The following is an 11,468-nucleotide window of genomic DNA, read 5'->3' on the forward strand; positions in this document are numbered from 1 at the left end:
GATGAAGCATGGACCGCCTGCAGTTCCTGAAGTCGCGCATGATGTGAATGCGGCTGACATCCGTGAATGCCTGATGAGGCTTGCGGCGGGCAGGAGCGAGGGGGCTACCTATTGCCCATCAGAGGCGGCGCGGCAGCTCAGCCGTGAATGGAGGCCGCTGATGCAGCGGGTGCGTGAGGTGGCGGCGGCGCTGGTGGATGAGGGGCTGCTGGTTTGTACGCAGAAGAGTGAGCCTGCCGATCCGCTGGCGGCAAAGGGACCGATCCGGTTGGCGAGGGTGGCGAAGGGGTAGGCTGTGGTGGACGCATGCGATGTTTCGGGTGTGGCGGCGGTTTACTCGGTTGAGTGTGTTGATGGTCGTTGTCGGTGCCGTTGTGCGCAGGCGTGAGGCGGAGCGTTGTGACGACGCTGCTGGCAACCTGCAGACTGCGGCGAAGCGCTGGCATTGCTTCCCGATTTGATCGCCGTAACCCAGGGTCGCCTCGCCGAGGCTCGGCTGACCCTGGGCTGTAATCCGCAGCCCTTTCAGGGCTGATGCGATTTCGAAAGCGATGATGATCAGGGAGATTTGCGGCTCAAGAACTCGATGCGAAAGGAGAAGCAAAGCCCACGATGCAAGCCGTTTGCCGAATGCCATTCATGCCTGGCAGCTCCTTGTTGAATCTACTCCGCGGTTACGGGCGTAATCCGGTGCTGCATGGCTGTGCACACTTTGTTTCATCAGCAGATTATTTCCGCGCCGCCGGGGGAAGTCTGGGCGTTCTTTTCCAATCCACGCAATCTGGCCCGGATCACGCCGCCACAATTTGGATTTTCCACCGATGAGGAGGGCCTGCCCGGCGCCATCCATGCCGGACTGATGCTCAACCACCGCCTTCGCCTGTTTTTTGGCATTCCGGTCACATGGCTTGCGGAGATCACCCACGTGGTGGAAGGCCGGCGTTTTGTGGATGAGCAGCGCGTGGGGCCGTATGCGGTCTGGCATCACGAGCATGACTTTGAGGACCTGGGCGACGGGCGCACCCGGATGATCGACCGCGTGACGTATGTGCTGCCCTTTGGCCCGCTGGGGGAGCTGGCGCATCCCTGGCTCGTTGCGCCGGAGCTCAAGCGCATTTTTGCGCATCGGGAGCAGGCGGTGCAGAAGATTTTTCATGGCTGACCTGGCCGAGGTCAGGGGCCTTTCTTCGGCGGGGCTTCGAGGACGATGCGGAAGCCGTTGAAGTGGCGGGCGATCAAGGGGCCGTCGAAGTAGCGGAAGGAGGAAAGGAGACGGCGGCCGTCGGATTCCATGAAGGAACCGCCGCGCAGCGTGCGGGTGGTTTGAGAGGCGTTGAACCAGTCATCCACCCACTCGAGCGCATTGCCGCCCATGTCGTAGAGGCCGAGCTTGTTGGGCTTGAAACTCATCACGGGAGAGGTGGTGGCAAAGCCGTCATCGTATTCACTGATGGAGCCGATGCTGGGGAATTTGATGGCGGAGGTCTTGTCGGCGTAATTTCCCGCGCGGTCGGAAGGAGGAAAGCTGCCGCCCCATGGGTAGGAGTCCGGGTCGTATTCATTGAGCGATTCGGGTGTGGTGCCGGCGGGGCGCTGCCCTTCCTTCATGCCCGCGGCGATGCTCCATTCCGCGTCGGTGGGGAGGCGGTAGGTTTTGCCTTCCTTTTTGGTGAGCCAGGCGCAGAAGGCCTGGGCCTCCGTCCAGCGCACGTTCAGCACGGGGTGGTCGTCCTTGTCACCGCAGGGAACATCCATCTGTGTGACTTTCATCCAGTCTTCGCGGACGCCGGGATTCGCCGCAGCGTAGGCGGCGTAGTCCTGGCGGCGTGTTTCATGGATGCAGAACATGAGGTTGGTGCCTTTGACGGGAACGAACTTCATGCCGATGGAGTTGGTGTAGGCGTCTTTGGAAGGAGGCGGCGGTGGAGCGCCGCCTGGCGTGGGCGTGGGCGGCGGGGTGGAGAGGGCCGCGCGGCTGGCGGAGACACTCCCCCGCAGCGTGCTCACTTGTTTCGCCTCCTCAAGCCGGCCTGCCTTGGTGAGCTCCACGACATAGGCGTCGAGCGCCTTGACGTGGATGTCGAGCAGCGGCGCGGTTTTGGCAGTGCGCTCAGAAGTGATTTTGGCCAGTTCGGTGCGGTAGGTGTCGCGCAGGATCTTGAGCGAGGCGGGCGTGGTTTCGGAGTCGGTGGCGGGGACACCGGCGCCTGAGGTGACAGCGGTTTTTTCCGCATCGAGGGCGGTGACTTCGTCGAGGCTGCCTTTTGCCTGAGCCGCGGCACGTGCCCGTGCGATGCCGGTGTTCACATAGCTTTGATTCAGCACGGCGAGCGCGGCAAGGTACGGCCGCTGGGCATCGGACTCATAGCGTGAACGAAAACCGGCTTCGAGTTTGGAAAGCTGCGGATGAGCGGCGAGCAGGGCGGCCTTTTGCTGCGCGGCGACGTCCACCTCGCGCATCTCGATGGAATGATAGGTGACGTCTCCGATGCAGACACCGACGGCGAAGATGGGGCCGCTCTGAACGCGCTGCTGGAGGAAGCTTCCGTTCGTCTGCGTGAGGGATGACCAGGGGCCGTCCCAGCGAAGAATTTCTTCGCCATCCAGCAGGACTATCAGACCGTTTTCGCGGGCCTGGAAAAGCACCTCCCGCTTCAGCCCTGGCTGAAAATAGTGCTGGGCATTCTTCACCTCAAGGGACCGGCCGTTTCTGGAAATGACGGCACTCACTTCGTTGTTACTGTCTTTGTTGCCGGTCCAGCTGTCGAGAGTCACTCCGGCGCCGAAACTGCCGTGAGCCAGGGCGAAAAACAAAGCCGCCCCCAGGGTGGGGCGGGTGAGACGGATGCGAAGGTCGTAATTGGCGGGAATGGTTGCGACGGGGATCTCGAGCGCCCGGTGGGAGGGGTCCACCCCCCGGCCGCGCAACTCCCCTCCCACGACCTGCCACTCACCGCTGATGGAGTGCCTGGCGGGATCGATCGTTGGGATGAGATCGGTCCAGCCGACAGAGTCTGCTGGAGATTGGGGTGGCGGAGGGGGAGGTGGTGGCGCCGGCGACGAAGCGGGTGCTGATGACGAAGGCTGAGGCGGTGAAGCGGGCGGCGCAGCCGGAGCGCTGGCGAGGGTGGTGGTGGAGGCAGCAGGAGAGATGCCCTGGGTGACGCGGATGGAGTGGAGGGTGAGCGGCGGGCCATTTTTCGTCTCCCCGCCGATATTGACGTGGTCCGGCTTGATGGAGGTCCAGTTCGCCGGACTGGCGGCACCCGCGTCCTCCACATCGCTCACCTGTTTCCCGTCCGAGAAGATTTGTACTCTGTGGCGTGGGCCGACGACAGCTCTAAGGGAATGCTGCGGGCCAGCCGCCCATGGGGTCTCGATGTTTTTGCGCACGTTGCCGTGAAAAACGGCGAGGGCGCTCTCGAACACGGTGAGGGGAATCCAGCCTTTCGGCGCGGGAAGGATCAGCTCCAGGTACCCTTTGGAGGCTGGAGGGATGGAGAAGACCACTTCGCATTCATAGGCGCCTTGGAGGGGCGTGGGAACGGAGAAGGAGGGATATTCACCGGGAGGAACATGAATGCAGAGGATTTTGCCGTCCTTCATCTGCCAGGATTTGCTGTCTGGAAGACGGAGATCGCGTGGGAATTCGACCCCGGAAAAGGTTTTTGTATTCGCGGGTTCTGCGACGGGCTGCGACGGAGCGGAGGCGGAAGCCGTTGTGGAGCGTTCGTCGGCGGGCGCAGCCGTGGTGCTTTGAGTGACAGCGGGGACGGATTTTTTTCCCGACATCAGGAACAAGACGCCTGCGAAAAGAATGACGGCAGCGGCGATGCCGAGGACGGGACCGAGGCTGGATTTTTTTTTGATCGGAGCGGGAGCTGGCCGGGGAGGCTGCTCCGATGGGCGGCGCGGGGGAGGAGCGCCTGCGCCTGCCGCAGGTTTCTGCGCGGCGGCGGCAGCCTGCGCCTCCGCGAGTTTGCGGGCCTGGGTGGCACGCGCGGCGGCTTCGGCAGCCTCCTGCTGCTGCTGAATGATGAGGGAACGCGGCGTGGTGAGGATGCTGTCGAGCTCCTGGCGGATTTCCGCGGCGGATTGATAGCGCATCTCACGGTCGGTCTGCATGGCCTTGGTGATGATGGCGTCGAAGCGCGGATCGGTGCCGATCCTGGCGGCGGGAAGAGTCCAGAGACCGCGCGGCACTTCGCCGGTGAGCATCTGGTAGAGCATCACACCGATGGCGTAGAGGTCCGCGCGACCGTCGAGAGGGATGCCGGGGATCAAGGCCTCCGGAGCCACGAAGTCAGGCGTGCCCATGGCCATGTTGGTCTTGGTCAGGCCGCTCTGGCCGGCGTCGCTCGCCTTGGCGAGGCCAAAGTCCGCGACCTTCACAGCGCCCTCCATGTTGATGAGGATGTTGGCGGGCTTGATGTCGCGGTGGACGATGCCGTTGCGGTGCGCGTAGTTGAGGGCATCGCAGACATGGGCGGTGATGGAGAGCGCGTAGTCTTCAGGGAGCCTGCCCTGGGAGGCGATCATCTGGGAGACATCGGTGCCATTGATGAACTCCATGACGATGTAGAGGAGGCCGGACTGAGTCTCGCCGAAGTCGAAAACACTGACGATGCTGGGGTGGCTCATTTTGGCCATGGTGCGCGCCTCGTTTTTAAAGCGTGCGGCGAACTGCGCCTCGTCGTCGTCCACCAGATCGAGCGGAAGCACCTTGATCGCGACGGGACGGTCCAGCGAGATCTGCACTGCCTTGTACACGGCGCCCATGCCGCCGCGGCCCAGGAGGGAGACAAACTCATACTGCGGCAGCATGGCCTGCATCTCCTCCAGCGATGGCGGTTGCCAGCCTTTGGAGGGTTTGGAGCCCGAAGATGCAGTGCTCATAGGGAAAATCGTGTACGGGGCTGACGCCGGATACTAGCAAGGAGCATTCCTAAATCGCAACCGTCATTTTAGACTGGGTGTAGCCTGCGCAGGGGATGAGGGTTTGTTCGACTTGCAGGCGGTTGCAGCGTAAACAAAAGGCTGCATGAAGATCCCCGTGGTTTATGAATTGAAGGGCCGCCGCCGCTGCCTGCTGGTGCAGGATGGCGAGACGATCTGCATCGGCCGTGGGGAGACGTGCCGCATCCGTGTGGATGAGGAGGGCGTGGCGGAGGCGGAGATGAAGGCGCAGTTTGTGAACGGCTGCCAGCTTGTGGTGGTGCATCCCGCGAATGCCAGCGTGCCGTATGCGCAGCCGCTGCCGTGGAAGCTAAAGCTGGGCGCGGTGGAGATGGAGCTGCTGCGGCCGATCAAGCCCGAGAAGGGCGCGGCACGCGAACTGATGGTGCAGGGCCTCACGGCGGGTGAGACACGGCTGACGCTGAAACCGGAGCAGCCGCTGCTGCTGGGGGCGCGTCCCGAGTGTGACCTTGTGATTCCCGAGGCGAGCTGCCCGGAGGTGCTGCTGGCCCTGTGGGCGACAGCCGGGAGCAAGGTGCTGGTGGAGGTGCTGGACAATTCCTTCGTGGTGGGCTGGCTGGGGCGCGCGAATGAAACGGAGGCGGAGCTGGAACTTCCGATCAGTCTGAGCCTCGGAGGAAGGGTGATTTTGATGAGCAGCGCTGAGGCGGGCGCGGCCCAACCTGCGGCGGTCATGACGACGAAGGCCGCGGCGCCTGCACTGGCTCCGCTGCCGAAGGTGCCGGCGATCCTGGCGAAGAACGGTGAGACGGGGCCTAAAATCGTGTCCCGGCAGGCGAAGGCGGCCGAGGGCAAAGAAGGAGAGGAGAAGCCCGCACGAAACCTGGGGCCTTCAGGAAAGGTGATCGTGCAGGCGGCGACGTATGCGAGCAGCCCGGCGCCGCTGCCACCGCCCACGGGGATCGCGCCGCAGGAAGATCTTCCGCCGCTGGTGCAGGCGGCGCTGAAGGAGACGAAGTCGGCGAGCCCCACGCTGTTTATTCTCGCTAGCTGGCTGCTGGTGCTGATGACCTTTGCCGTGGTGCTGCTGCCGCTGCAGCCCGGCCTGGTGACGCCGGAGCAGATGCAGCTTCTGTGGAAGGCGGCCGGTGGCACGCTGATCGTGACACTGATTCTCGGGCTGGGAGCGCTGCTCAAATGAGGAGGTGCGAATTTTAAGCGGGCGTGTCATACGTCGCGCTGTCCCGCGCCACTCAGGGGGAAATGAATGGAACGCGCCATCGCCGACCAGCTCGAAGCTCTGCACGCCGACGCCTTTGGCTGGGCGCTGCACTGCTGCGGCGGGGAGCATGGGCGCGCGGAGGACGTGCTGCAAAACGCGTACCTCAAGCTGGCGCAGGAGCGGGCGCGGCACGACGGGCGCTCCAGCTTCAAGACGTGGTGGTTTGGCGTGATCCGCTTCACGGCGCACGAGGAGTTCCGGCGGCTGCGGTATCGCGAATCGCTGCTGGGCAGGCTGCTGCTGCAACTTTCCGGAGATGCGCAGGATCCGCGCCCTTCACCGGCACGAAAGCTGGAAATGGACGAACGCAGGGCGGAACTGCGGCGCTGCCTGGCGGAACTGCCGGCGCGGCAGGCGGAGGTGCTGCACCTGGTGTTTTACCAGGATCTCACGCTCAACGAGGCGGCGGTGGTGATGCGGGTCAGCATCGGCTCCGTGCGCCAGCATTACGAGCGCGGCAAAGCGCGGCTGCGCATGCTGCTGCAACCCGAACCCGAAGCATCTCATGAAGCCAGGCACTGACGACGATCTGCGTGAAATCTTTGCGCATGCGCGCTGCTGTGAGCGTGAGGACGCGCCGGCGTGGCGACCGGAACTGCTGGAACGTCCCGTGCGGAGAGAACGCGCCACCGTGCGCTGGATTCCCGCGGCGCTGGCGGTGGCATGCGTGGCCGTGGCGGCGGTTTTCTTTGCGGCTGCGCCGCAGCGTGAAGCACGGCTGAGCGAAGCGCTGCCGCCGCTGCTGGAGTCGCCGCCGGGCGAACTGTTTGCGGGCGTGGAGACGCCGCTGCTGACCTTTGAAGCGCCTTCTGATTTTCTTTTGAATCCTCAACTCAACCGCTCCATCCCATGAAAAAGCTCCTTCTTTGCTCCCTTCTGCTCTGCACCGCCAGCCTGCCCGCCGCCCAGGTGGAGGAATGGCTGAGAAGCGGGCTGCTGCACCCGGACATGCTGGCCTCCGTGCGGGATGAACTGGCGCTGACCAGCGAGCAGCAGGAGAAGATCAACAAGCAGCTCAGCGCGGCGCGCGCGCAGGCCGGGCCGCTGGAGCAGGCGGTGAAGGAGCAGCAGAAGGCGCTCGGTCACCTGCTGCAGGACAAAAGCAGCACGGTGGAGGCGGCGTCCGCGCAGCTTGCCAAACTGCTGGAGGCTGAAGCGGCGGTGAAGCAACTGCAACTGCGGGCGCTGATGGGAGTGCGGGATGTTTTGACGCCGGAGCAGATGGCCAAGGCCCGGAGGCTGAACCCGCCGAAGCTGGTGGCCCAGGGCGGCGGGCTGGAGTCGAAGGTGCTGGAGAAAGCGGGGAGACTGAAGGCGGCGCTGGAGACCCTCGGCGTGCCGCCTACGGAAGCGATGAAACATCGCGGCGAGGAAATCGAAAAACTGATCCGAAGCGGGCAGTTTTCTGATGCGGACGCAAAGCTGGACGAGCTGGTGAAGGACTCGCACTACAAGGAGCTGGAAGCCGAGGTGGAGACGGTGGATTTTTCGAAATTCGAGCCTGGCAGCACCGATGTGCAGTCGCTGCAGGAACGCTTTGAGGCGGTGAAAGCCGCGGGGCAGGAGATCATTTCGCTGGCGCTGCTACGAGAGCTGCTACAGGCAAAAACGGCCTTTGAAGAGGCGAAGGAAGCGCAGGACGCCGAAAAAGTGGGACGCATTCTCACCTATGTGGAAGGGAAGCTGAAGAAGTGAGCCGTGGCGCGCCTGATGACCCTGCCGGGGTGAAACCGTAGAAAAGTTTCGTTTGCCTTTCGCGCATTTCCGGCGATAAGACGCCGTAGGTCACCTGTTAAGGGTCAGGCTCAGTCGTTCATCAGGTGATTTTGAAATCCGTTGGTGTTCATATACCGATGATCGGGGCTGGTTCTGGCGCGAGGCGGAAGACTGCACCCAACAACGATATGAATACCAAGATGTACGTGGGCAATCTGCCCTTCGCCGCTCAAGAACAAGACATTCGTGAGCTGTTCTCCCAATACGGTGGTGTCACCGAAGTCTTCCTGCCGATGGACCGCGAGAGCGGCCGTCCGCGTGGCTTTGCCTTCGTGACGATGGACTCCGCAGAAGCCATGAATGCTGCGATCAACGGGCAAAACGGCCAGGAATTCATGGGCCGCAAGCTGGCGATCAACGAAGCCCGTCCGCGTGAAGAGCGTCCGGCAGGCGGCGGCGGCGGTGGCCGTGGTGGCTACGGTGGCGGCGGCGGCGGCCGTGGTGGTTACGGCGGCGGCGGTGGCGGCGGCTACGGTGGTGGCGGCGGCGGCGGTGGCCGTGGCGGCTACGGCGGTGGTGGCGGCGGCAAGCGTGGTGGCGGCGGCTATGACCGTGGCAACCGCGGCGGCGACGACGGCGGCGGCTGGTAATGCCGGCCCTCGCAGCCTGACCCCCTGCTTTTGATCAGAATTTCACGCCCGTGGTGCGGCGAGAGCGTTCTTTAGACGCCCTCCCGGATCACGGGCTTTTCTGCGTCCACAAACAGCGCGAAGACCCCGGCCAGCACAAAGGCCGCGGCGCACATCCAGACGCCTTCGTGGTAGTCGTGGTTGGTGTCATAGGACTTCGAAACCCAGGTGAAGAGGATGGGCATGATGGCGGCGCCGAAGTTGCCCCACATGTTTGACCAGCCGAAGAACTGGGCCTGATACCTGCCGCTGATGTCCTGCATGGTGGTCCACATGGCCGGGAGACCGATGTCTCCAAAGAAAGCGACGAGGCCAAATGCCGCCGCCATGCCCCAGGGGGAGTCAGTCCACAAGGCGAGGACGTAACAGGCGGCGGCGGCAAATTTGGTCACACACATGGGGAGCATGCGGCCGAGACGCTTGCCATGACGGCGGCTGATCCAGTCGGTGACGAAGCCGCCGAGCGGGAGGGCCGCGATGCCGATGGTGAGCGCGCCCGTGGTGATGAGACCGGTCATGCCTTCCTTGAGGAGCATCACCTTGGTGAGATAGTCGGGCAGGGAGAGGATGAGGAAGGACCAGCCGACATTGGTGAAGAACTGCACGCCATTGGCCATCCAGAGATTGACGCTCCTGCAGGCGGCCTTGAGAGGAAAACGTCTGGGCGGATCTTTGGCAGGCTGGAAGGCGCCGCGCCCTTCCGCCAGCAGCGCAATCTCCTCCTCATTGCAGCGCGGGTGCTGCCGCGGGTGCTCACGGAAGACCCGCCAGTAGCAAAGGGCCACGGAGACGCCGACCACGCCATAGAGCCAGCCCGCCCAGCGCCAGTCGCCGGCGCGCAGAATGACGAAGGCCGTGAGCCCTGGCGCCACGGCACCTCCCACGCGTCCACCCCAGGAGATGGCGCTGCTGGCAAATCCGCGGGACTCGATGTGAGCCCAGCGGGTGAGCAGGCCGCTGCTGGCAGGGTAGTAGCCTGCCTCGGCGAGCCCGCAGCCGAGACGGGCGAGCAGCAGCGTGGTGAAACCGAGTGAAAAGCTGGTGGCGGCGGTGAAGATGGACCAGGTGGCGATGTAGATGGTGATCAGCGCGCGGGTGCCAAAGCGATCGCTGAGCCATCCCGCGGGCACCTGGGCCAGGGCGTAAGCCCAGAAAAATGCGCCTTTCACCCAGTCCTCCTGCCAGGGCTGGAGCTGGATGTGCTCCTTGAAGGAAGAAGACCCGATGATGTTTGCCAGGCAGATGCGGTCGAGGTACATCAGGAAGGCCACCATGGTCGCCGTGGCAAGGATTTGATGACGGACGATGGTGGGGCGGGCGGAGGAGGACATTGCGGAGAGAAGACGCAGGATTTCCCCCAGGCCTAGCAGGATTCGAGCTTGATGAACAGCGCGAAGAAGTGCATGAGCCGTGCGGAGAGCCGCAAAACCGGCGCATTGAATATGTTCGCGCGCCTTGTAGTCTCACGCATTCATTCCCGCCATGGCCGCCATTAAAAATCTCACCGCGTTGTTGGTCCTCAGCTTCCTTGCCTCCGGTGTGCTGGGCTGGTTCCTGTTTCAATCCCACAGCGACCTGGAGGCGGCGCGCACGGAGCTGGAGCAGATCAAGACGGAGCACGTCGAGGAACTGAAGGCCAAGGAGGCGGAGTTTCAGCGCACGCTGGACAACCAGGCGGCGCAGCACCAGAAGATGATCACGGCGCTCAATGACGAGCACGAAAAAAAGATCGACGAACTGCGCACGGGGGAGCGCAAGAGGCTGGCGATCGCGGCGAAGGAGTTTGAAAACATCTTTGAGGGGAACAAGACGACGCTGCAATACATCGACCTGCTGGAGGACAAGGTGAAGGCGGGCCAGACGCTGTCGAAGGCGGAGGTGGAGAAGCTCACCATCATCACCACCGGCCTGGGCTATCTGAAGAAGCAGTATCAGAAGCCGATGCAGGAGTTTCAGGAGCTGGCGAACTACTTTGATGCGCAGGCCTCGAAGCACATCGAGAAACCCAAGGGCGGCTTCTTCAAGCGGCTCTTCAGCAGCGATTTCCGGGAGGCGGAGAAGCAGTACATCCGTCAGGAAGGGGCCAAGGAGGCCTTTGAGCAGGCGCAGAGCAAGTTCTCCAGCACCTACAAGCAGGCGCAGAAGGTCATGGGTTCCGTGAATCTGGACGCCGACGCCCAGATTCAGAAGCTGCACGCCTACATTGACGACAAGCAGAACATGAACGCGGAAGACCTTTCCTCCTTCTTTGACAAGGCGCGCAAGGCCCTGCGCACGCATCAAGACGTGCTCGACTTTGAGCCGGAAGCGGTGCGGCTGCCCGCGCCAAAACCGCAGCCCTAACCCAAAAATCGGCGGTGCGACGGCAGGGGGCGGAGAGGCACCTTTGGCCGCCAGCGTGTCATGAATAACGCCACAAGAAAGAAGAGCCAATATTTAAAGAACAAGGTTTTTCTGGCCGCAGACAAGACAGGAAATCTAGTCATTCCTTTAGAAAAGCCGGTTCAGGCAGGTCAATAAAGCGCCAAAATGGCTCTCTGACAGGTCATGGATAGCAGATATGTAGCTTTCAGCATGACTGAATAGCGAAAAAACCTCGGTTCAATATAGGTTATTTGCCCTTCAAAAAATAGGCTCGCTTCCCGCCCGTTAACCGCCCTCCGTCGGCACCGAAAAGCCCAAAGGAAGACCCCCAAATCCATGACGCTATACAGGGGCAATGCGTTCAAATGAAGCATTTGCGACAGGAGACCTACGAAATGGGCGCACCTAGATGATTATTTGATCTAAAATCAAACAAAAGCTTGGCTTCCGGGTTCGAACTTCGCTATTCTTTAGACCCCCTAGTCCAAAAAAGAAGTCTT

At 62.7% G+C, this 11,468-nt stretch carries 10 protein-coding genes; 8 read left to right on the forward strand and 2 right to left on the reverse strand.

The window, feature by feature from the left end; all coding sequences use genetic code 11:
• The first annotated feature begins 1 nt into the window (after position 1).
• Together ACILSQ_RS04240 and ACILSQ_RS04245 are read left to right on the forward strand one after the other, a co-directional pair.
• Entirely contained in the window at positions 2 to 292 is a 291-nt protein-coding gene (locus ACILSQ_RS04240) for a DUF3253 domain-containing protein (protein ID WP_395742337.1), read from the forward strand.
• A 405-nt stretch (positions 293 to 697) separates the two neighbouring features.
• The gene (locus ACILSQ_RS04245; protein ID WP_395742338.1) at positions 698 to 1,162 is read left to right on the forward strand and encodes an SRPBCC family protein; all 465 of its coding nucleotides are present in this window, start codon (positions 698 to 700) and stop codon (positions 1,160 to 1,162) included.
• A gap of 11 nt (positions 1,163 to 1,173) precedes the next feature.
• On the opposite strand, the gene ACILSQ_RS04250 is transcribed toward ACILSQ_RS04245, so the two are convergent.
• Entirely contained in the window at positions 1,174 to 4,896 is a 3,723-nt protein-coding gene (locus tag ACILSQ_RS04250) for a bifunctional serine/threonine-protein kinase/formylglycine-generating enzyme family protein (protein ID WP_395742339.1), read from the reverse strand.
• 145 nt (positions 4,897 to 5,041) lie between these two features.
• Here ACILSQ_RS04250 and ACILSQ_RS04255 point away from each other — a divergent pair, with 145 nt between their 5' ends.
• The 5 genes from ACILSQ_RS04255 (at position 5,042) to ACILSQ_RS04275 (ending at position 8,565) form a co-directional block, all read left to right on the forward strand.
• A complete protein-coding gene (locus ACILSQ_RS04255; RefSeq protein ID WP_395742340.1) occupies positions 5,042 to 6,118 on the forward strand; it encodes a hypothetical protein in 1,077 nt (358 codons plus the stop codon).
• Between the two features lie 66 nt (positions 6,119 to 6,184).
• Entirely contained in the window at positions 6,185 to 6,721 is a 537-nt protein-coding gene (locus tag ACILSQ_RS04260; protein ID WP_395742341.1) for an RNA polymerase sigma factor, read from the forward strand.
• Entirely contained in the window at positions 6,705 to 7,052 is a 348-nt protein-coding gene (locus ACILSQ_RS04265; protein ID WP_395742342.1) for a hypothetical protein, read from the forward strand. Before ACILSQ_RS04260 ends, ACILSQ_RS04265 begins: the two co-directional genes overlap by 17 nt.
• Positions 7,049 to 7,894 (forward strand): Spy/CpxP family protein refolding chaperone, encoded by an 846-nt coding sequence (locus tag ACILSQ_RS04270; protein ID WP_395742343.1) that lies wholly within the window; start codon positions 7,049 to 7,051, stop codon positions 7,892 to 7,894. The genes ACILSQ_RS04265 and ACILSQ_RS04270 overlap by 4 nt, the downstream gene beginning before the upstream one ends.
• A gap of 209 nt (positions 7,895 to 8,103) precedes the next feature.
• Positions 8,104 to 8,565, forward strand: a complete 462-nt coding sequence (locus tag ACILSQ_RS04275; RefSeq protein WP_395742344.1) for an RNA recognition motif domain-containing protein — start codon at positions 8,104 to 8,106, stop codon at positions 8,563 to 8,565.
• A 71-nt stretch (positions 8,566 to 8,636) separates the two neighbouring features.
• Here the strand turns inward: ACILSQ_RS04275 and ACILSQ_RS04280 are convergent, their stop codons facing one another.
• Entirely contained in the window at positions 8,637 to 9,935 is a 1,299-nt protein-coding gene (locus tag ACILSQ_RS04280) for an MFS transporter (RefSeq protein ID WP_395742345.1), read from the reverse strand.
• A 151-nt stretch (positions 9,936 to 10,086) separates the two neighbouring features.
• Between ACILSQ_RS04280 and ACILSQ_RS04285 the strand changes: the two genes are divergently transcribed.
• Entirely contained in the window at positions 10,087 to 10,947 is an 861-nt protein-coding gene (locus tag ACILSQ_RS04285) for a hypothetical protein (RefSeq protein ID WP_395742346.1), read from the forward strand.
• Positions 10,948 to 11,468 lie beyond the last annotated feature (521 nt).

This window comes from Prosthecobacter sp. (genome assembly GCF_044227185.1).
In the GTDB taxonomy this organism is placed as follows: Bacteria; Verrucomicrobiota; Verrucomicrobiia; order Verrucomicrobiales; family Verrucomicrobiaceae; genus Prosthecobacter.